This window comes from Streptomyces sp. NEAU-174 (assembly GCF_052665095.1).
On the sequence record NZ_JBQTCE010000008.1, the window covers coordinates 170493 to 190602 of the forward strand.

The following is a 20110-nucleotide window of genomic DNA, read 5'->3' on the forward strand; positions in this document are numbered from 1 at the left end:
GTCGGTCGACATACCAATCGATATGCCGCAGGGGATGAGCCGGCGCCGAATGCTGGCCGCCTCCTCCGCGGGCATCGCCAGTCTCGCCCTCAGCTCGTGTGCCCGAGGTTCGATGAGCCGGCCCGCGCCCGCCGACGTGGTCTCGGTGTTCAACGACAACCCCACCTGGTCGCCGGGTTTCCTGTCGGCGGGCAGGGAGTTGCGGCCGCTGTCCGGCTTCCGGCTCGCGCCGCGGGCGGTTCCCAACGTCAGCAACTATCAGCAGATCGTGCGGATGTCGGCGCAAACCGACTCCACGGCGGATCTCCTCAAGTGGTGGAACGGGTACCGGCTGCGCGACATCGCCCGCGCCGGGATCCTCGCCGATGTCACCGACGCCTGGGACGAGGCGGCCCGGCGCGGCTGGAGCGACGACACCGCGTTGCGCGAGACGTTCAGCCATGAGGGCAGGCAGTACGGCGTCCCGCTCTACAAGTCGTACTACGTGGTCTTCCACAGCCGGTCCGTCTTCGAGCGGCTCGGGGTCGAGGTGCCGACGACATGGCAGCAGCTCCTCGACGTGGTGGACACGGCCCACGCCAAGGGCATCACACCGATCTCCTCCGGCGGCGCGACCACCTGGGAGTCCTCGATCTGGTTCCAGCAGCTCGTCAACGGGCTCGACCACCGCTTCTACCTCGATCTCACGGCGGGCAAGGCCTCGTACACCGACGACGTGTGCCGACGCGCGATGGCCCTGTGGAGCGATCTGTACCGGCGGGGCGCGTTCTCCTCGCCCGACGTGTCGGTCACGGACGTGCCGGGTCAGTTCGCGCAGGGCCGCACCGCCATGTGCCTCTACGGCTCCTGGAACACCGGGGCGTTCCTCGATGCCGGGGTCAAGGACGCCGACCTCGGCGCGTTCCTGCTGCCCGCGCCGCCCGGCGGCAACCGTTCGGTGCTCGTGGAGAGCGGTGTGCTGGCGGTGTCGGCACAGGCCCACAAGCGCGACGCGGCCCTCGCCGTGGCCCGCGCCTGGCTCGACCCGGCGGTCCAGAAGGCGTGGACGGGATTCCTCCGCGACACCTCCGCCGACCCGGGCGTCGTGCCGAACGTGGGCACCGTGCGCCAGATCGCCGCCCAGGTGCGACGCGAAAAGCCGACGCAGGCCATCCGCTACTGGGAGGCGTCGCCCCCCGTTCTGATCGAGGGGAACGTCCAGGACCTGAGCGCCTTCATGATCGACCCCACGCCCGCGAAGGCGACGCGGACCCTGGCGAACATGCAGCACCGAGCCGACAAGGAGTGGAAGGTGTGGACGTCCTGACCACTGCCGACGAGGCAGCCAGCCGAACGGGGCCACACCGGCCCGAACCCCTCGAGCCCGATCCGCGCTCCGCCCGCTTCCGCGCCGCCGCCTGGGTGGGCGCGTTCCTGGCGCCCGCCGTGGCGCTGATCCTGCTGCTCCTGGTCGTGCCCTTCCTGATCACCGCATGGCGCAGCCTCTTCGACGACAACGGCATCACCGCGCGCTTCGTCGGCCTGTCCAACTACACCGCGCTCTTCACCGACCCCGACTTCGGCCGGTCGCTGCTGAACACCGTGCTCTGGGTGGTGGGCACGCTGGTCCTCCCCGTGCTGCTGGGCCTGCTTCTCGCGGTGCTGACCCACTCGATGCGCTGGGGCGCGGTGGCCCGCACCGCCGTGGTCATCCCGTACGCGCTCTCCGGCTCGGCGACGGCGCTGCTGTGGACGTATCTGCTGAGGAGCGACGGCGCCGTCAACCAGACGCTGGGCGCGCTGGGGCTCGGCGGCTGGCAGCAGGAGTGGCTGCTGCACTGGCCGTTGAACACCCTCGTCATGATCGTGGCGACGACGTGGCAGGCGACCGGGGCCTCGCTGATCCTCTTCCTGATCGGGCTCCAGACCATTCCCACGGACACCATCGAGGCCGCCAGGATCGACGGCGCGCGGGGCCTCCAGCTGTTCCTGCGCGTGATCGTGCCGCAGCTGCGGCCGATGACCGTCGTGGTGGTGGGCATGTCCATCGTCAACAGCCTCAAGACCTTCGACATCGTGTGGCTGCTCACCCAGGGCGGCCCCGGAACGGCCTCCGAGACGCTCGCGCTGACGATGTACCGGCAGACCTTCACCCTCAACCGGTACGGCTACGGCGCGGCCGTCTCCGTCGTCCTTACGGTCGTCGTCATCGCCGCCTCCTGGCTCTACCTGCGGCAACAGGTGCGGCAGCGGACGGGGGATGCCGTATGACGGGCAGGACGGCGCGCGGCGTCCTGGTCACCCTGGTCTCCGTGCTGTGGCTGGTGCCGACCTGGCTGGTCGTGGTCAACGCCTTCACCCCGGCGAAGCGGTACACCGGATCCCCGCGGTGGTGGTTCGACTCCCCCGGGCTGTTCGCGAACATCCGCACCGCGTTCGAGAGCGCCGACGTCGGGCGGGGACTGCTCAACACCCTGATCTACGCGGTGATCGGCGCGGCGGTGGCGGTGGTGATCGCGGCATTCGCCTCGTTCGCCGTCACCGTGATGCCGGTGCGGCGGCCCGGGCTCTGGTTCTGGTTCATCTTCATCGGCACCGTGCTGCCCCTCCAGACCTTCCTGTCCCCGCTGTTCAGCGGGTACGCCACCACGGACCTGTACGACACCCAGTACGGCATGCTGCTGGTCTACGTGGCGCTGACGATCCCCTTCGCGTTCTTCGTCAACCGCAACTTCATGCTCACCGTGCCGAGGGAGATCTCCGAGGCGGCCCAGCTCGACGGCGTGAACTGGCTGTCGATGTTCCTGCGGATCCATCTGCCGCTGGCCAGGAACGCGCTGCTGGCCGCGTTCATCTTCCAGTTCACCTGGATCTGGAACGACCTGCTGTTCGGCATCACGCTGTCGCTCAGCCCGAACGTACGGCCGGTGACGGCCACTCTCGCCGACCTCAACGGCAACTACGCCACGGTGGGGCCGCCCGTCGTGCTCGCCGGCGCGCTCGTCGCCTCGGTGCCGACCGTGGTCCTCTTCTTCGTGTTCCAGCGCTTCTTCGTCAACAGCCTGCGGCTCACGGCCTGAACCCCCCGCTTACGGCCTGCACCGAACCACTGACCCACCCTGGGAGACGACACATATGACGACGCGCGCCCTCGTACGCGACCGCCGCTGGTCCACCGACAAGGCCCGGACGAGCATGATCGGCCTCGCCGTCGCCGCCACCGCGCGGGCCGGTGCCACGGAACTGCGGGCCCTGCCGGAACACCTCGTACGCCGCGATGACGCCGGTGCCCGGCGCGGGGTACGCATCCTCATCTCCGGCGAGGCGTCCACACATGACCAGTGGACCTTCGACGTGGAGATCGCCGGCCGGGGCCGGGTGCCGGTCGAGGTGCTGCCCGCGCCCGGCGGACCACGCCTCATGCTCCCCCTGGAGCGCGACCGCCGCGACGTGCGCATCGAGGCGCGTAACGGCGACGCGACGGCGGTGCTCGCCTTCGCGCTGGAACCACCCCGGGACTGGACGATCCACCTGGTCCACCACTCGCACCTGGACATCGGCTACACCGATCCGCAGGGCACCGTCCTCGGCGAACACGTCGCCTTCCTCGACTCCTGCCTCGATCTGACCCGTACCACCGACGGCTGGCCCGACGACGCCAGGTTCCGGTGGGCCGTGGAGTCGCTGTGGTCGTTCGAGCAGTGGGCCGCCGTCCGGCCGCCGGAGCGGGTCGCGGAGTTCATCGAGCGGGTCCGCGGCGGTCAGATCGAGCTGACGGCCATGCCGTACAACCTGCACAGCGACACCTGCTCCACCGACGAACTCCACGAACTGCTGCGCCCTGCCCGCCGGGTGCGGGACACCTACGGGATCGACTTCCGCTCGGCCATGCAGACCGACGTGCCCGGCTCCGTCGCCGGGCTGCCGGACGCCCTGTCCCCGCTGGGCGTGCGCTATCTGTCGGTGGCGCACAACTGGGCCGGGCGCTCGGTGCCCACCACCAACGGCGGGGCGCGGCTGCCGCGGCTGTTCCGGTGGCGCGCCCCGTCGGGCAAGGAGGTGCTGGTGTGGATGACCGACAGCCCCCACGGCCTGGCCTACATGGAGGGGCCCGTGCTGGGCTTCGACACCTCCTACGCCATGGTGGACGACCTGCTGCCCGCCTACCTGACGTCGCTCGCGACCAACCCCTACCCGTTCCCGCCCGAGCTCCTCGGCTCACCGGCCCCCGCGCCGGGCGAACGCGAGCCCTACCCGTGGGATGTGCTGCACCTGAGGGTGCAGGGCCACTTCGGGGACAACGCGCCGCCGCGGCTGATCCTCGCCGAGACCGTACGCCGCTGGAACGAGACCTGGGACAGCCCCAGGCTGCGGCTGTCCACCAACACCGACTTCTTCACCGACGCCGAGGCCCGCCTCGGCGACGCCATCCCCGCCTTCGAGGGCGACTGGGGCGACTGGTGGGTCGAGGGCGTCGGCTCGGGCGCCCGGCCCCAGGCGATGGTGCGCCGCGCCCAGTCCACCGTCACCGACGCCGCCACCCTGTACGGGATCGCCGCCCTGGCCTCTCCCGCAGGGCCCACCGCCGACCTGGCCACCGCCGCCCGCGGCGGCGCCGACCAGGTGTACCGGTCGGTGTCCCTGTTCAACGAGCACACCTGGGGCGCCGCCGACCCGTGGACCCACGGTGACGCGGGCGGCGAGTCGGGCGAGCAGCAGTGGCACTGGAAGTACGGGTACGCGCTGCACGGCGACAACGACGCCGACACCTTCCTCGACCACGCCTCGGCCGCGCTCGGCGCCGTACTGCCCACCGCGGCCGGCGCCGATGTGACGTACTGGGCCGTCAACACCACGGCGGCCACGCGCACCTCGGTCGTGACGGTGTTCCTGCGCGAGAGCCGGGTCCCGCTCACGCGCCGGGTGGCGGTGACCGACGGCCGCACGGGCGCGGAACTGCCGCTGGTCCAGGAGGCGCAGACCAACCCGGTCCACCGGGACGCCGGGCGGTGGCTGCACATCCAGGTGCCCGATGTGCCGCCGTTCGGCCTCGTACGGCTGGACGTGACGGTGACCGGCGAGAACGGCGGCAAGGTGGTGGCCTCCCCCGCTCCGCTGCGCCTCGACGGGGACGAGGCGGGCGAGGAGCGCGAGGTCCGCGCCGTACCCCTGCCCACCGCCGAGGACCTGATCCTGGAGAACGACCACCTGCGCGTCCGCGTCGATCTGACCACGGCCTGTGTGGCGAGCCTCGTCGAGAAGGCCACCGGCCGCGAACTGGTCGACCAGGACGCCGTCGTCGGCTTCAACGGCTACGTCTACGACACGTACACCACCGCGGGCGGCTACAACCACCAGGCCAACAAGACCACCGTGAGCGAGGAGCTGGAACTCCTCGGCTCCCGGACCCTGGCCCGGCCCGCCGTGCTCCTCGAACGCGTCGACGACGCCCTCGGCGGGCGCCTCACCTACGAGTACGCGGCGGACGGCGTCCGCCGGGCCCGCACCACGGTCAGCCTCGGCCGTGACGACGCCCACCTGGTGCTCGACAACCGCTTCGACAAGCCCGCCACCATGACGAAGGAGAGCGCGTACCTCGCGTTCCCGTTCGCGCTGACGCGGCCCACCGTGCACTACGAGATCACCGGCGCCCTGACCGGCACCGGCCTCGCCCACGTGCCCGGCGCGCCCCAGCACATGCGTGCCGTCAGGTCGTTCGTCTCCCTGACGGACGACGGCGGCCCTGTCGCCTGGATCACCAGGGACGCGCCGCTGGTCGAACCGGAGACCATCGCCCTGCCGTACGCGCCCTTCCCCGACTCGACGTCGCCGCGGCAGCCCGGCACGGTCTACTCGTGGGTGCACAACAACCTCTGGGACACCAACTTCCCGTCCCAGCAGGCGTTCCACACCACGTTCCGGTATGCGGTGGGAGTCCGGCGGGGCGGCGAGACCATCGACGCCGAAGCCCTGGCGCTGCGCACCGCCTACGAGATCGACCACCCGCTGATCGGCGTCCCCGCACACGGCGCGCCCGACGCGGACGGGACGGCCGAACGCGCGCTGCTCTCGGTGGACGACGCGCGCGTCGCGGTCCGCGACGCAGCCCCTGTCCCGGCCCCGGGTGACGACGGCGTCGACCTGCTGGTGAGGCTCCAGTCCTTCGCCCCGGAGCCGCGCACGGTCCGCCTCCGCTGCGGCTTCGCGGTCGCGGCCGCGGAACGCGCCACCTACCTCGGCGACCCCGACGGCCCCGCCGTCCTCGACGGCGACGCCATCCTCGTGCAGATCCCGCGCCTGGGCACCACGGCGGTACGGGTGCGACTGGCGCCGCGGGGATAAGCAGGTCGGAGGAAGTCCGCTACGGTTCGGGCAGCGCCCCGAACCACGCGTCGAGGCCCAGCGCGGGCCGTACCACATCGTTGAACACCTCCCCCAGCGTCGCACCGGCGCTCGCCCGCAGGATGCCGTCGACCAAGTGACCGTAGGTCAACGCGTGTTCCCGGAGCGAGGTCCCGGGAAGGTACTCCGGCGCCGCTCGCGCCAGGCTTTCCCGCAGCCCGCCGTCATCCAGCAGGTCGAAGCCCGCCGCGTCGGGAGCGAAACGCGGCTGGCCCGCCCGGTGCGTGAGCACATGGCGCAGAGTGGTCCGCTCCTTGCCCCGGGCCCGGTACGCGCTCCAATACCCGGCGATCGGCTCGTCCAGTGCCAGCACACCCGCCCTGACCGCGGCCTGCCCCGGTCTCCAGGCCGCTGTCCACCAGCCGTTGGAGGACCTGACGCACCGGGTCGTACCCGTCCGCGACGAATCCCTCGACGTCCATCGTCCGATAACAACCCCCGGGGGTATATCGGAGCTCGCGGTGAGGCACCGGAGCTTCCGTCACCCGGTGGAGCCCACCGGGTGACGGAAACCCTGGGGCGGTCAGGCTCGATAAGCCACCAGCGCCATCATCCCGGCCTCGCCGTGGTAGGCGTTGTGGCAGTGCAGCATCCACTGGCCGGGGTTGTCGGCGTCGAAGACCACGGACAGCTTCTTCTTCGGCAGCACGATCGCGGTGTCCTTGCGGGGCCCGGAGCCGCCGAGTTGGTAGGTGTGGCCGTGCAGATGCATCGGGTGCCACATGTCCGTGCGGTTGACGAAGTCCAGCCGGACCCGCTGCCCCTCCTCGACCATGAGCGGGGCGGCCGTCGGATCGCTCATGTCGAACGCCTTGCCGTTGATGGCCCAGTTGTACTTCGTCATGCCGCCGGTCAGGTCGACACGGTGCACTCGGTCCGCCTTCTTCGGCGACAGCCTGACGTCGTCCGCCGCGCGGAGCTTCGAGGCCGTCACGACCGTGCCGTCCAGTTCCCTCGGGCGGACGGTGGCTTTCGGTGCCCGGCCGGAGCCGGTACGGACCAGGGCCAGACCGGTGGCGTTCTTCCCCTCGGCGAGCGCGACGAGCGGGAAGACGCCGTCCGCGAGCGTGACCAGCACGTCGTAGCGCTCACCCATGCCGATCAGCAGGGCATCGGTCCGCTGGTGCTCGACGGGGAAGCCGTCGGTGTGGGTGATGGTCATCCTGTGGCCGCCGAGCGCGACGCGGTAGGCGGTGTCGCCGCCGGCGTTGATGATCCGTAGCCGGACCCGCCGGCCGGGCTTGCCGGTGTATACATTCGGGGCGGCCGGGATACGGCCGTTGATCAGGTGGTACGGGTACTTCACGTCGCCCGCGTCGCCGCCGAGCAGATCGCTGTCGGCGCCCATCAGCATGAACTTCATCGACATGCCGTCGCCGGAATCGGAATCGGAAGACGACGGTGAGGCGCTCGCCCCGCCCTTGTTTCCGCTCATGGTCATGCCGCCCATGCCACTCATGTCGTGACCACCCGTGTCGTGGCCGCCCATGTCCATCCCGCCCATGCCCCGCCGCAACTCGGCGAAGACCTCGTCGGGTGTGCCGGTGACACCGTCGACCCAGTCGTCCAGGACGACCACCCACTCGTCGTCGTAGGACAGTGGCTCCTTCGGGTCCTCGACGATCAGCGGCGCGTACAGCCCGCGGTCGAGCTGGACCCCGACGTGCGGGTGGAAGAAGTAGGTGCCGGGGGTGTCGGCGATGAAGCGGTAGGTGAAGGTGGATCCGGCCCGTACCGCGGTCTGCGTGGCCGGGGGAACGCCGTCCATGTCATTGCGCAGGGCGAGACCGTGCCAATGGATGGACGTGGCCGTCTTGTCCGGCAGCTGATTGGAGAGTTCGGCGGCCACGGTGTCACCGGCCGACACCCGCAGCTCCTTGCCGGGGGCCCGCCCGTCGAAGGCCCAGCTCTTGGCCATGACGCCGCCGCCGAGCTCCAGCATGGCGGGCGCGGCGGTCAGGGTCGGCCTGTGCACCTTGCCGGTACTGGTGCGCTTCTTCTCGGCGGCGGTCACGGCCGGGTCGGACGGCTTGACCAGAGCGGTGGTCCGGTCGGCGGCGCCGCTGGAGCCGCTACAGGCGGCGAGCGCGCCCGCGCCCGCGGCGCCGAGCCCGGCCAGCAGGACAGAGCGGCGGTTGACACTGTTCATGATGTCGGTGTTCCTCTTCTCGATATGCCTGGTGTTCGGTCGCACGCGGGCACGGCTGATCGCATACGTACGCGGACGCGAAGCTGCCGTGGGGGCGGCCTACAGAAGCAATCGAGAGAGCGCGGAAAGGTCGGGCGGCGCCCGACTCACGGTGCCGGGAACAGGGCGACCGGCCGGGATGGCGTGCACATCGCCCTCGCGGGCGGCCCAGGGCTCGCTCGGCGGCAGGTGTTTGACGACGTCGACGCCGGCGGCCGAGCAGTGCTGCACTCCCGTGCCGGAACAGGGCCCCTCGTCACCGTGCGCTGCCGGGGCGGAAGCCCGTGCGGTGTCGTCGTGCCCACCGCCGTGCGCCGACATCCCCCCGTGCGCCGACATCGTCGCCGGGGGCGCATGGACCATGCGCCCCATCCCACTCATATCCATGCGCGCCATCCCGCTCATCTCGGTGGCACGCATCGAGGGCGAGACGGCCGCATTCGCCTCGTGGTGGAGGAGCACGGCGAACGCGGCGAACAGTGCGACGGCCGCGCCCCACACCCAGCGCCCGGCGCCACCACGGGCACGGCCCCGTCCGGCCCCGGCTGTGGTCATGGCTTCCATCCCTGCTCTCGGTGAGCGACTCCGCCAATATACCGGGTGGGGGTAACACTGAACGTTCTCCTAATCTACTACGTACTCAGGGGCTCAGGTGTCCGATGACGACGGAAGGCAACGATGGAGACTCTGAGCTGGTCCATAGCAGTGGTCGCCGCACTGGTGGCCGCCGTCAGCCTGATCCGCATGGTGACCACCGAGGGGGACGCCCGCTTCGCCGCGGGGGGCGATGTGCTGATGGGCGCGTGCATGGCCGCCATGGCCCTGCCCGCGACAGCGGCCTGGTACACCGGTCGCGGCGTGTGGTGGGCCACGGCATTCGCCCTCCTGGCACTCGGCGGTGTGGTGATGGCCGCCAAGCACACGCGTGCGGGCGGCTGGAGCCACGGCCGCCGATGGGTGCACCTCATCGTCGGCAGCGCGGGCATGGTGATCATGACGCTCGCCATGACGAGCACGTCCTCCGGGCCGGTACTCGCGCTGGGCGGCTCCTCCATGGCCGGGATGCCGGGCATGGAGAACATGCCCGGGATGGGCTCGGCACAGGGCATGGAAGGCATGGACGGGATGGGCGGGATGGACGGCATGGAAGGCATGGACGGGATGCAGGGCATGGGAGGGATGCACGGGATGGACACACCGGGCACGGCCACCGCGGCCGATGCCACCGCCGCGTCGTCCTCGGGCTCCTTCTGGCGTTACGTGGCCGCGGCGCTCGCGGTGTACTTCCTGCTGTCCATCGGCGCGTCCGTCTGGGCCCGGCTCCGCGGCACCAACGGGAAACACCTCCCCGGCGCCCGCGACGGCGGCCGGGGCCGTACATGGGGACGCTGGCTGCTCGCCATGCCGGACACGGTCGTGGTCTTCGTGGTATCGCTGACCGTCTCGGTGTGGGACAAGGCCCGGACGGTGGAACGGGGAAGCCACGGACGCCGGCGCAGGCTCGGCACGGCGCCGGACGCCGCGCTGGCCGCCCATATCGGTATGGGCGGAACCATGTCCGCGATGCTGCTCATGATGGTGGTGTGACGGGCCCCGCCGAGCCCAACGGGGCGGCGGTAATCTGACGGTCGATGCCGGAAACCCGCCAACCTGCCCCACCTCCCCCGACGACGCCACGGAAGATGTCACCTCGTAGCGGAGGAGGCTGGCTTCCGCACGGCTACCGCCTCGACACCCACTCCCACCCCCAGGGCCAGCTGGTGTACGCGGCCGCCGGTGCCCTGGCCACCACGACGGAGCGCGGGACCTGGGTCGCCCCGGCCAACCGGGTGACGTGGACGCCGCCCGGATTCGACCACTCGCATCGCATCTACGGCAGGACCGACGTCCGGCTGGTCGTCATCCCGGCCGAGCTGTGCGACGCGCTCGTGGCACACCCCAGCGTGTTCGCGGTGAGCCCCCTGCTGCGCGAGGCGCTCCTGGCGCTGACCGATCGGCGGGAGGTCCGGCCCGGCGCCCATGAACGGCTGCGCGCGGTGGTGATCGACGAGCTCACCGCGGCCCCGGAGCAGTCCCTGCACCTGCCCGAACCCCGCGACGACCGGCTGCGTGCCGTCACCGACCTCCTGCACGCCGACCCCGGCCGGACCACGACCCTGACCGATCTTGGACGGACCGTGGGAGCGAGCGACCGCACGCTGAGCCGTCTGTTCCACACCGAGCTGGGCATGAGCTTCCACCGGTGGCGCACCATCCTGCGCATCCACCACGCCCTGGTCCATCTCACCAACGGCCGGTCGGTCACCGACACCGCGACGGAGTGCGGGTGGTCCAACCCCTCGAGCTTCATCGAGGCGTTCACCGAGGTCGTCGGGCAGACCCCGGGTCGCTATCAGGCGGATCTGCGCGACGGCGCACAGTAGTTGGCGGCTTTTCGGTATGCGGTGTCCATTCATCAGTGGGCGGCGACCGCGGGCGGGTCCACAGTGGTCATCGGCACGCCGCATCACCGGGGGCGTATCACCGGGGCGACCCAGTCGTTCATCCTCCGGTGCCTGCTCCGGCGTGTTCGACCACCACTTTTCCGCAAGCTTCAAGGGGGCTTGGCACTTCATGTCCGAAACAGGCGAGAACACCGCCGTAGTCATCGTGGGCGGCGGGGTCGCCGGACTCACACTCGGCAATTTCCTGCTGCGCAACGGAATCGGCTGCGTCGTTCTCGAGAAGCGCAGCCGCGCATACGTCGAGCGGCGACAGCGGGCCGGGACCATCGACAGCCGCGGAGTGCGTATGTTCCGCGCATGGGGGCTCGAAGAGGTCGTGGAGAGTTTCGGCGCTCCGGAAGAGACCATAAGCTTCCGGATGGACGGAGAAGGGTTCACGCACGATCTCTTTGACAACGAGGACGGCGATTTCGACGATATGGTGTTCTGCCCTCAGCAGGTCCTCGTCCGGAACCTCACGGACGCTTTTCTGCGGGACGGCGGGGACCTTCGTTACGAGTCCGCCGACATCTCCCTCGAAGACATCGACGGCGCCGACATCGACCGCGCGGACATCGGCGGCGCCCGTCCGCGAGTCCGCTACCGGGACCCCACCGGCGCGACACGGGTCGTCCACTGCGACTACCTCGCCGGCTGCGACGGCTACCACGGGGTCAGCAGGGAATCCATCCCCGCCGACGCCCTCACTCGTTACTCCCACGACTATGGGTACGCCTGGCTGAGCGTCCTGGCCGACGTGACGCCGGACCCCGCGGCCATGGCGATCCATTCCCGCGGCCTGGCGGGAATCATCCCCCGCGGCACCACGGCCAGTCGGCTCTATCTCCAGTGCGCGCCCGGCGACACCCTTGAGCAATGGCCGGACGAGCGCGTCTGGAGCGAACTGGAAGCCCGTTTCGGCGTCCCCGTGGCGACCGGCCCGGTCCTCCACAAGCAAATCCTGCCGCTGCGGAGCGTGGTGTACAGCCCCATGAGTTACGGCAGGCTGTATCTGCTCGGGGACGCGGCGCATATCGTCCCCCCGATGAGCGCGAAGGGAATCAACCTCGCTCTGCACGACGCCGAAGTGTTCGCCCGCGCCATCATCGACCGGATTCAGAAGGACGATCCGGCCCTGCTCACCGGCTATTCGGAGACCTGTCTGCGCCATGTCTGGAACTACCAGGCATACGCGGCATGGATCACCGAACTCATGCACAACGCCGGTGACGCCTCGTACGAAGGGGAGTTCCGCAAGCAGATCGCCCGAGCGGAACTGGAACGCCAATTCACCTCGCCCACGGCGAAGCGTCTGTTCGGCGAACTCGCCGCCGGGGTGAATTAGGGCACGGGTGACATCAGGGTTCCGGGTGCCGAGGCTCACCGCCACGGCCTGCGCACGGTCCGCGCACGGGACGCGGATGGGTCTGGAGCGGACGTTCCGGCTTCTGTTTGAATGCCTCCTGTACTGAGCCGGTCCAGGAGGGGCGGACATATGGTGTCCACGGAGAGCATTCTCGCGTTCGCGGCGATGTCGCTACTGGTGATCGTGATTCCGGGGCCGAGCGTGCTGTTCGTGGTCGGCCGGGCCCTCGCATACGGCCGTCGTACGGCCCTTGAGACGGTCCTCGGCAATGTGGTCGGCTGCTACCTGGCCGTGATCGCCGTGGCATGGGGTCTCGGCGCGCTGGTGGAGAGCTCGGCGGCGGTGTTCACGGGCGTCAAGCTGGCGGGGGCGGCGTATCTCGTCTATCTGGGCGTGCAGGCGTTCCGGCACCGCGGGGACATGCGGGTGACGGACATGGCGGCCCCGGCCCGTGCGCAGCGCGGTGATCTGCGTACGATCCTGGACGGCATTTTCGTCGGCGTCACGAACCCGAAGGGCATCGTCTTCTTCGCGGCGGTGCTCCCGCAGTTCGTCAACCACTCGGCGGGCCACCTTCCGCTCCAGATGATGGTGCTGGGCCTGGTCCCGGTCACCATCGGAATGATCACGGACACCCTGTGGGGCCTGGGTGCCTCCGCGGCCCGTTCCTGGTTCGCCCGCTCCGACCGGCGGCTGTCGATGGTCGGCGGGGCGGGTGGCCTCGCGATGATCGGCCTGGGCGTGACCGTGGCGGCGACCGGCCGCGCCGACTGACCCCGGTGCCGGACGCCCGGGTCCGGGCGTCAGCGGTGGATCACGCCCCGGGGCGGGGCGCCCGCAGGTGCTGGCGCTGGGCCAGTTCCTCGTCGTCGACCAGGGTGAGCATGGGCCGGCCCGGGGCGCAGAACATGGTGACGATGAAGCGGCTCCAGGCGTCCGTCCGGTTGTTTCCGTCCTGGTAGTGGATGACATCGCCGCCCGGCTCCCAGAACGTCTCCCCCGCCCTGACCACGCGCTCCGGCTCGCCTTCCAGCTCGAAGAGCATCTCGCCCTCCAGCACGTAGCCGAAGGCGGGGCCGGAGTGCCGGTGCGGGGGGAGGCCGGGGTCGCCGGGTGGGTAGTCGACGCGGATCGTCATTCCCTCCGCCCCCTCCGGCACGAACGGCGGCTTCGCCGATTGCAGCACGGTGATCGCCGAGCTCAGCGCCGCCAAGCGCGCTTGGCTCTCGGCGCTGCCTGCCATCGACTCTTCGCTCGACATGGCGAGACCTCCAGGGGTGTCTTGCGTCTCATGCGTCCAGATTGCGACGGCGCCGGGCGGGGCGCACGCGGACCAGGGGACATGGGGGCCTCACGATCACGACCCTGTCTCGTTTTCCTTGAGTTGTGCAACCGTTCAGCTTTTCGACAGCTCTCCTTCCATGACCTTTCCGTTCCCGCCGCCGGGGGAGACAGATGGCGGTCGGGGCTCAAGGGCGACCGATGCGTTACTCATGGAGGATTTGTGCGCAATAGAACCCGAGGTGTGGTGGGCGTGGCGGTGGGTGCCGTCGTGACCGCCGCCGTGGCCGCCGGGGCCGGCGCCGTGGTGTCGAACGGCGACGGGACCGACCAGAAGCAGCCCTCCCCCACGGCTGCCGCGGCAGGGAAGACCACACCGGGCGATATCGACGGCGACGGCTATGCCGACCTCGGCGTGGGCGCGCCCGACGGGACCGTTTCGGGGAAGTCCAAGGCGGGCTACGTGGGTGTGACCTACGGCGCCAAGGCCGGGGTCGACACCGGGCGGCACGGCACGTTGTCGCAGGCCAGCCCGGGGATTCCCGGCACCCCCGAGGCCTCTGACCACTTCGGCTCGGCCGTGGTGCGCGGCGATGTGGACGGGGACGGGTACGGCGATCTGATCATCGCCGCGAACTACGAGGCCATCGGCAGCGCCAAGCGGGCCGGTTCGGTCACGGTCGTCTTCGGCTCCAAGGACGGCCTCTCCGGCGACGCCATCGCCTTCCACGCGCCCAAGGCCACCGCCTACGCGCTGTTCGGCGACAGGATCGCCGTGGGCGACTACAACCACGACGGCCGCGACGACATCGCCATCTCCGACGGCACCGAGGTCCAGGTCGTGAACGGCGCGGCGAACCTGCGCGAGACGGCCACCCCGAAGATGTCCAGCGTCACCCCGCCCGGCGGCGGCGCGGGCACCGAGCACCTGTCCTCCGGCGACATCAACGGGGACGGCTTCGCCGACCTGGTCACCGTCGCCTACCAGGACGACCCCGCCGACGAGGGCACGCTCGGCGTGCTACCCGGCTCGTCCACGGGGCTGAAGAACACCTCGCTGGGCAAGGACGTACCGCTGCCGTTCGCCTCGTACCGGGCCGTGGTGGGTGACATCAACGGCGACGGCAAGGACGACGTCGTCACGGACACCGGCTTCACGGACGGCCCGGACGACGCGCGGCTGCGGACGTACCCGGGCACGGCCGGGGGACTCGACACCGACCATCCGGTGAACTGGACGGGCAAGGCCCAGAACGGCATCGCCGCCCGGCTCACCGACATCAACGGCGACGGCCACGACGACCTCGTCGTCAGCGACACCGACGCCGAGGCCCCCGGGGGCTACAACGACGCCGGTGCCATCACGGTGCTCAAGGGCACCGAGGACTGGCTGACCGACGCGGGTGCGCAGACCTTCTCCCTCGACACCGAGGGCGTCCCCGGCGACATGACGGGCGGCGACTGGTTCGGCGACGCCATCTCACCGGCCGACTACAACGGCGACGGCAAGCCCGACCTGGCCGTCGGGGTTCCGAACCGGACCGAGGGCGCGGGCGCGGTGGCCCTGCTGTACGCGGGCGCCGACGGGCTCACCGCCGAGGGCTCCGCCCTCATCGGGCCGGGCGACCTCGGCTCCCCGGCGGACGACGCCGCCTTCGGCAAGGAGCTGTCCGGCCCCGCCACGAAGTAGCACCACTTGGTTGTTGGTTCGGTGGCCCGGCCCGCGCTCGTCCGGGCCGGGCCACCGGCCGCCTCAGCCGGGGACCTTGGCGATGATGCGGCCCATATCCTCCCGCCCGAAGGCCCGCAGGGTCGTGGTGCGGACATTGCCCAACGCGCTGAGCTGGAGCGACGCCGCGGTCGCGGTCTCGTCGTCCGGGGCCTCGACGATGCACACCAGGTCGTACGGCCCATCCGTCCAGTAGATGTCCACGAGCCGCGCCCCGAGCTTGCCCAGCGCCGCGACGAAGTCCTCGGTGCGCTGTGTGGTGTCCCTGAAGGCGCGGACTCCCTGCTCGGTCCAGTTCAGCAGCGTGATGTACGTCGCCACGGCTCTCACCTCCACGAGAAGACTCCGTGCGATCAATTCTGGAAGTAACGTGGCGAACCCGCACATTCAGAGCACCGGCGAACAGCCGGAATAATTTGCCGAACCGGCAACGGGTGTGGTCCGCGTCGCGGACGGCACGGCAGGCTCGGTCCCATCGGCCGCCACACACCACGTTCAGCGCGACCCGGGAGGGAACCATGCCGCAGACGCCGCCCACACCTGACCTCACCCACCGTCTGGTGTCCTCGCCCGCCGGGCGGATCCACCTCGTGGAGCAGGGCACCGGCCCGCTGGTGCTGCTCGTCCACGGCTTTCCGGAGTCCTGGTACTCATGGCGCCACCAGCTGCCCGCGCTGGCCGCGGCCGGGTACCGGGTGGCCGCCGTCGACGTCCGTGGGTACGGCCGCTCCTCCCGGCCCGCGGCGGTGGACGCGTACCGGATGCGGGAGCTGGTGGCGGACAACGTCGCCGTGCTGGAGGCGCTCGGCGAGGAGTCCGCCGTGGTGATCGGGCACGACTGGGGCTCGCCCATCGCCGCCCACTCCGCCCTGCTGCGCCCGGAGGTGTTCCGGGCGGTCGGGCTGCTGAGCGTGCCGTACGCCCCGCGCGGCGGCCCCAGGCCCTCCGAGGTCTTCGCCGGGATGGGCGGGGACGAGGAGTTCTACGTCTCCTACTTCCAGGAGCCGGGCCGGGCCGAGGCGGAGATCGAACCGGATGTGCGCGGCTGGCTCGCGGGGATCTACGCCGCGCTGTCCGGCGACACCATGCCCGGACCCGAGCTGCCCGACCCGCACTTCATCACGCGCGGCCGGACGATGCGCGAGCGGTTCCCCGCCGAGCGGCTGCCCGCCTGGCTGAGCGAGGGGGACCTCGATGTCTACGCCGGTGAGTTCGAGCGGACCGGGCTGACCGGCGGGCTGAACCGCTACCGCACCATGGACCGGGACTGGGAGGACCTGGCCGAGTACGACGGCGCGCCCATCACCCAGCCGTCGCTCTTCGTCGGCGGCGCCCTGGACGCCTCGACCGCCTGGATGGGCGACGCGATCAAGGCGTACCCGAAGACACTGCCCGGGCTCGTCGGCTCGCACATCCTCGAGGACTGCGGCCACTGGATCCAGCAGGAGCGCCCGGAGGAGATCAACCGGCTGCTCGTCGACTGGCTGAACTCGCTTCCCGCGTGACGCGTATGGCCCGCCCGGCCGGCGGTGGGGCCGACGAGCCATAACAACCACTCATCGCGGGAGTCTCTCGCATCCGGGGCGGAGGAGCCCCGGAGGGAGATCAGCTCTGTGGGCGCTGGAGGGCCCGGAAGTCGTCGAAGAACCCGTAGTTGTGGGCCGGTGAGCCGTCCTCGGCCCGCTCCACGGTGCGGTTGGCGTAGAGGCTGTTCAGCAGCCAGGGTGTCTTGTCCGGGCCGAAGTTCCGGGTCATGGCGGCGCCTTGGGTGACGCCGTACGTGGCCACGGCGAGGCGTCCGGTGTCGCGGAAGTGGCGCACCTGGTCCCGCAGGAAGTGTTTGTTGTTCTCGAACCAGGGGCTCATGGCGAGGAAGTCGCGCCACTTCTCCGCGGGGAAGGGGTGCTCGATGGCTTCCTTGATCACCTTCCACACCGGGATGTCCGCCGGAAGGCGGTAGCGGCGGGCGAAGCGCGCGGGGATCGTGTCGTTCAGGTGCAGCTTCCACAGCTGGACCAGGGAGAACTCGGTGACCAGGAACTTCTGGCCATCGCGGAGGCGGGGCAGGATGTAGTCGAGGTAGGGCTTCACCTTCTCCGGCGCGGACACATGGGGGTGGATGTCCACGCCCTCGATCTCCGGGGTCCGGCGGGTGAAGGACAGCCAGCGGTCGGTGGCCCGGGTCCGCTTGTCCGGCTTGTCGAGGAAGTTGAGCGCACCCATGTGGAGGTGGGTCCGGCAGCGCGAGCCGAAACGCTTCTTCCGGTACGCGATGATGTGCTCCGCGACCGTCTCGTAGAACGCGTTCAGCGCGCCCGAGCCGCGGTCCTGGGGAAGGCTCTCGATGAACGGCTCGTTGCCGATGGCCAGGATGTCCACGGTGTCGAGGACGGTGTGCAGGACCTTGTCAACCCGGGTGAGTTCCGCGTCCATGGCGGAGCTGCCCGGCCGGGGTATCGGCCGGTGGTTGTACGGGAACTTCAGCGAGAGCACCGTGCTGTGGCCGAGGCGGTGGGCGTCCAGGAGCTTCGCGATGGCGCGCTGTTGGGAGGCGTCGTCCTCGACCTCGGGCATCGGAACGAAACCCCGGAGCCAGCTCGCGGAGAGCTCGCGCAGTTCGTCGAAGGTCACGCTGTCCGGGTCCTCGTTGAAATTCGCTCCCAGGGCGCCGTCCGGCCCGTCGGCGGAGGTCCTTGCCTCGGGGTCCTGACCGGTCTTGTCGGCGGACCGCCGTTCGCCCTGTGTGCACCCCGCGGCGACGAGGGATCCCGCCGTCAGGGCCAGCACGCGTCGCCGTGCGAGCGGCTGCTTCCTCTTCTCCGAATCCAAGTGACGCTCCCTTTCGTGCCGTTGACCCTGGCGCTGATGCCCGGGCCGCCCGGAAGGATGCGTCGGCGAAGCCTGCGCGTTGCCCGCGGTGCCCACGTTTTTCGCGGAACCGCGTGCTCGGGCGCGCCGCGCCGCCCGGTCAGTGGGTGATCTGCACGGTGAGGGTGAGGGCTCCCTTGTTGTCGTCGAGGCAGCCCTCGCGGTCGTTGGCGCGGAGTTGCAGGGTGCCCGAGCGGGTGGCCTGGAAGCTCCAGGCGCGGTGTACGGCGTGGGGGTTGCCGGGGTTTCCGGGGTAGCGGCCCAGGAGGGCGCCGAAGGTGACGTCGGACTTCACCTTGCAGTCCCGCCAGGCGAAGCGGAGGGATTGGTCGTCGGCGGCGGTGTGGCCGCCGGGGCCGACGAGCGGGAGGTTGGCGGCGTCCACGGTCCAGGTGCCGCTGGTGTAGCGGACCGACACCTTGTCGCCCTTCTGGATCGGGGTGCTCGTGGCGGACTGCCAGCCGCGAGCCGCGTCCACGGTCACCTTGGTGGTGGCGGTGGCGGGAGGCTGCGCCGCGTCGTCGCCGTCCTTGTCGGACGGGGGGCCGAAGGCGAAGAAGAGCCCGGTGGCGAGGGCGGCCAGCGCGAGCGCCGCGCCCGCCGTCCACCACCAGGTCCGGGCCCGGCCCCGGCCGCGGGGTGGAGGGGGTGGCGATCCGGCCCCCTGGTCGATGACGGTCGGTTCCCGGTCCAGGACGGGTGATCCGGCGAGGGTGGGCGATCCGGCGAGGGTGTGGGGCGCGGTTGGTGCCGGGGGTCCGCCGAAGGTGTGGGGTGTGGTCGCCGTGGGGGCCCCGGTCAGCGTCGGGGTGTCCGCCACGTCCGCGGGGGTGGCCGCCAGGTGCGTGGGAGTCTCCGGGAAGTCGGCCGGAGTGCCCGCCGGGGGCAGTGGGCCCGGGTCTTCCGCCCCGTCCGCCACGCGCCGCAGCGCGGCCCCGATCGTGGCCGCGGACGGGCGCAGGCCCGGGGACTTGTTCAGCAGGGCCTCGACGATGGGCCGCAGCGGGCCGACCCGGTCCGGGATCTCCGGATCCGCGAAGGTGACCGCGTGCAGCGCGGCGGCCCCGGTGGCGCGCTGGAAGGGCGGTACGCCGGAGGCGACCGCGGACAGGGTCGCGCCCAGCGACCACAGGTCCGACGGCGGGCCGACCTCCTCCGCGGTCAGCCGCTCGGGCGCCATGTAGCCGATGGAGCCGAGGAGTTCACCGGTGGTGGTGAGCGACTCGTCGTCTTCCAGGGCGGCGATGCCGAAGTCGGTGAGCACGGCGCTGCCGTCCCGGCGCAGCAGGACGTTGGCGGGCTTGACGTCGCGGTGCAGCGCCCCGGCGGCGTGCACGGCCTCCAGCGCGCCGAGCAGCTGGAGCCCGAGGGCGGCGGTGTGGCGAGGGGTGAGGGGGCCGTCGTCCGCGATCCGGCGGGCCAGGTTGGGGCCGTCGATCAGCTCCATCACGATCCACAGCCGGTCGTCGTGTTCGACCAGGTCATGGACGCCCACCACATGCGGGTGGTGCACCCGCGCGACGGTACGCGCCTCTCTCTGCGCCCGGCGCAGCCGTCGCTGGTACTCGTGGTCGTCGCTCGCGACGTTCAGCTCCTTGGCAGCGACCTCGCGCTCCAGCATCTGGTCGTACGCGCGCCAGACCGTGCCCATGCCGCCTCGTCCCAGCCGGTTGCCCAGCTGGTAGCGGCCACCGATAAGTCGTACGTCGTCCCCACCCGATGTCACCCGATCGCTCCTGTTCTCACGCCCGGTGAGCATAGTCGTAAGTGTTCGAACATCATCGGGCACAACTGATGCATCAGTCAGCTCGCAT

The 20110-nt window shown here is 70.7% G+C and carries 17 protein-coding genes; 10 read left to right on the top strand and 7 right to left on the bottom strand.

The features are described 5' to 3' along the window. Nucleotides 1–34: 34 nt before the first annotated feature. The 4 genes from ACT2CW_RS24055 to ACT2CW_RS24070 are packed head-to-tail and all read left to right on the top strand — an operon-like array spanning nt 35 to nt 6321. Nucleotides 35–1306 carry an ABC transporter substrate-binding protein gene (locus tag ACT2CW_RS24055; protein WP_445518231.1) on the top strand — a complete coding sequence of 424 codons (1272 nt, stop codon included), beginning with the start codon at nt 35–37 and terminating at the stop codon, nt 1304–1306. Next, nucleotides 1294–2250: a carbohydrate ABC transporter permease gene (locus tag ACT2CW_RS24060; protein ID WP_164432322.1), complete on the top strand. Its 957-nt coding sequence runs from the start codon at nt 1294–1296 to the stop codon at nt 2248–2250. The genes ACT2CW_RS24055 and ACT2CW_RS24060 overlap by 13 nt, the downstream gene beginning before the upstream one ends. Continuing rightward, nucleotides 2247–3059, top strand: a complete 813-nt coding sequence (locus ACT2CW_RS24065) for a carbohydrate ABC transporter permease (protein ID WP_182471750.1) — start codon at nt 2247–2249, stop codon at nt 3057–3059. Before ACT2CW_RS24060 ends, ACT2CW_RS24065 begins: the two co-directional genes overlap by 4 nt. Before the next feature lie 55 nt (nt 3060–3114). After that, the gene (locus tag ACT2CW_RS24070) at nt 3115–6321 is read left to right on the top strand and encodes a glycoside hydrolase family 38 N-terminal domain-containing protein (RefSeq protein WP_445518232.1); all 3207 of its coding nucleotides are present in this window, start codon (nt 3115–3117) and stop codon (nt 6319–6321) included. 19 nt (nt 6322–6340) lie between these two features. On the opposite strand, the gene ACT2CW_RS24075 is transcribed toward ACT2CW_RS24070, so the two are convergent. The 3 genes from ACT2CW_RS24075 to ACT2CW_RS24085 all read right to left on the bottom strand — a co-directional run bounded on the left by ACT2CW_RS24075 (nt 6341) and on the right by ACT2CW_RS24085 (nt 9124). After that, on the bottom strand, nt 6341–6694 hold the full coding sequence (locus tag ACT2CW_RS24075) for a serine hydrolase domain-containing protein (protein WP_445518233.1): 354 nt from the start codon (nt 6692–6694) through the stop codon (nt 6341–6343). A 210-nt stretch (nt 6695–6904) separates the two neighbouring features. Further along, nucleotides 6905–8530 carry a multicopper oxidase family protein gene (locus tag ACT2CW_RS24080; protein WP_445518234.1) on the bottom strand — a complete coding sequence of 542 codons (1626 nt, stop codon included), beginning with the start codon at nt 8528–8530 and terminating at the stop codon, nt 6905–6907. Between the two features lie 99 nt (nt 8531–8629). Further along, complete coding sequence (locus ACT2CW_RS24085; RefSeq protein ID WP_445518235.1) at nt 8630–9124, bottom strand: hypothetical protein; 495 nt, start codon at nt 9122–9124, stop codon at nt 8630–8632. 123 nt (nt 9125–9247) lie between these two features. Here ACT2CW_RS24085 and ACT2CW_RS24090 point away from each other — a divergent pair, with 123 nt between their 5' ends. The 4 genes from ACT2CW_RS24090 to ACT2CW_RS24105 all read left to right on the top strand — a co-directional run bounded on the left by ACT2CW_RS24090 (nt 9248) and on the right by ACT2CW_RS24105 (nt 13192). Next, nucleotides 9248–10156, top strand: coding sequence for a DUF5134 domain-containing protein (locus ACT2CW_RS24090; RefSeq protein WP_233361886.1), 909 nt, complete (start codon nt 9248–9250; stop codon nt 10154–10156). Between the two features lie 95 nt (nt 10157–10251). Continuing rightward, a complete protein-coding gene (locus ACT2CW_RS24095; protein ID WP_445518236.1) occupies nt 10252–10992 on the top strand; it encodes a helix-turn-helix domain-containing protein in 741 nt (246 codons plus the stop codon). A gap of 190 nt (nt 10993–11182) precedes the next feature. Then, nucleotides 11183–12397 (top strand): 4-hydroxybenzoate 3-monooxygenase, encoded by a 1215-nt coding sequence (locus ACT2CW_RS24100; RefSeq protein ID WP_445518410.1) that lies wholly within the window; start codon nt 11183–11185, stop codon nt 12395–12397. A gap of 150 nt (nt 12398–12547) precedes the next feature. Next, nucleotides 12548–13192 carry a LysE family translocator gene (locus ACT2CW_RS24105; RefSeq protein ID WP_037948047.1) on the top strand — a complete coding sequence of 215 codons (645 nt, stop codon included), beginning with the start codon at nt 12548–12550 and terminating at the stop codon, nt 13190–13192. A gap of 40 nt (nt 13193–13232) precedes the next feature. On the opposite strand, the gene ACT2CW_RS24110 is transcribed toward ACT2CW_RS24105, so the two are convergent. Further along, nucleotides 13233–13661: a cupin domain-containing protein gene (locus ACT2CW_RS24110; RefSeq protein ID WP_401645833.1), complete on the bottom strand. Its 429-nt coding sequence runs from the start codon at nt 13659–13661 to the stop codon at nt 13233–13235. Between the two features lie 261 nt (nt 13662–13922). Between ACT2CW_RS24110 and ACT2CW_RS24115 the strand changes: the two genes are divergently transcribed. Then, nucleotides 13923–15389, top strand: coding sequence for an FG-GAP and VCBS repeat-containing protein (locus tag ACT2CW_RS24115; RefSeq protein WP_445518237.1), 1467 nt, complete (start codon nt 13923–13925; stop codon nt 15387–15389). A gap of 63 nt (nt 15390–15452) precedes the next feature. Here ACT2CW_RS24115 and ACT2CW_RS24120 read toward each other — a convergent pair whose 3' ends face one another. Beyond that, nucleotides 15453–15749: a GYD domain-containing protein gene (locus tag ACT2CW_RS24120; protein ID WP_445518238.1), complete on the bottom strand. Its 297-nt coding sequence runs from the start codon at nt 15747–15749 to the stop codon at nt 15453–15455. Between the two features lie 197 nt (nt 15750–15946). Between ACT2CW_RS24120 and ACT2CW_RS24125 the strand changes: the two genes are divergently transcribed. Beyond that, nucleotides 15947–16933 carry an alpha/beta fold hydrolase gene (locus ACT2CW_RS24125; protein ID WP_445518239.1) on the top strand — a complete coding sequence of 329 codons (987 nt, stop codon included), beginning with the start codon at nt 15947–15949 and terminating at the stop codon, nt 16931–16933. A 100-nt stretch (nt 16934–17033) separates the two neighbouring features. Here ACT2CW_RS24125 and ACT2CW_RS24130 read toward each other — a convergent pair whose 3' ends face one another. Together ACT2CW_RS24130 and ACT2CW_RS24135 are read right to left on the bottom strand one after the other, a co-directional pair. Next, on the bottom strand, nt 17034–18257 hold the full coding sequence (locus ACT2CW_RS24130; RefSeq protein ID WP_445518240.1) for a hypothetical protein: 1224 nt from the start codon (nt 18255–18257) through the stop codon (nt 17034–17036). Nucleotides 18258–18396: 139 nt separating this feature from the next. Then, entirely contained in the window at nt 18397–20022 is a 1626-nt protein-coding gene (locus ACT2CW_RS24135) for a protein kinase domain-containing protein (protein WP_445518241.1), read from the bottom strand. Nucleotides 20023–20110: the final 88 nt, after the last annotated feature.

Coding starts and splice junctions, on each gene's coding strand:
- ACT2CW_RS24055 (WP_445518231.1), top strand. CDS start 35: ATGAGCCGGCGCCGAATGCTGGCCGCCTCCTCCGCGGGCATCGCCAGT.
- ACT2CW_RS24065 (WP_182471750.1), top strand. CDS start 2,247: ATGACGGGCAGGACGGCGCGCGGCGTCCTGGTCACCCTGGTCTCCGTG.
- ACT2CW_RS24070 (WP_445518232.1), top strand. CDS start 3,115: ATGACGACGCGCGCCCTCGTACGCGACCGCCGCTGGTCCACCGACAAG.
- ACT2CW_RS24080 (WP_445518234.1), bottom strand. CDS start 8,530: ATGAACAGTGTCAACCGCCGCTCTGTCCTGCTGGCCGGGCTCGGCGCC.
- ACT2CW_RS24085 (WP_445518235.1), bottom strand. CDS start 9,124: ATGACCACAGCCGGGGCCGGACGGGGCCGTGCCCGTGGTGGCGCCGGG.
- ACT2CW_RS24090 (WP_233361886.1), top strand. CDS start 9,248: ATGGAGACTCTGAGCTGGTCCATAGCAGTGGTCGCCGCACTGGTGGCC.
- ACT2CW_RS24095 (WP_445518236.1), top strand. CDS start 10,252: ATGTCACCTCGTAGCGGAGGAGGCTGGCTTCCGCACGGCTACCGCCTC.
- ACT2CW_RS24100 (WP_445518410.1), top strand. CDS start 11,183: ATGTCCGAAACAGGCGAGAACACCGCCGTAGTCATCGTGGGCGGCGGG.
- ACT2CW_RS24105 (WP_037948047.1), top strand. CDS start 12,548: ATGGTGTCCACGGAGAGCATTCTCGCGTTCGCGGCGATGTCGCTACTG.
- ACT2CW_RS24110 (WP_401645833.1), bottom strand. CDS start 13,661: ATGGCAGGCAGCGCCGAGAGCCAAGCGCGCTTGGCGGCGCTGAGCTCG.
- ACT2CW_RS24125 (WP_445518239.1), top strand. CDS start 15,947: ATGCCGCAGACGCCGCCCACACCTGACCTCACCCACCGTCTGGTGTCC.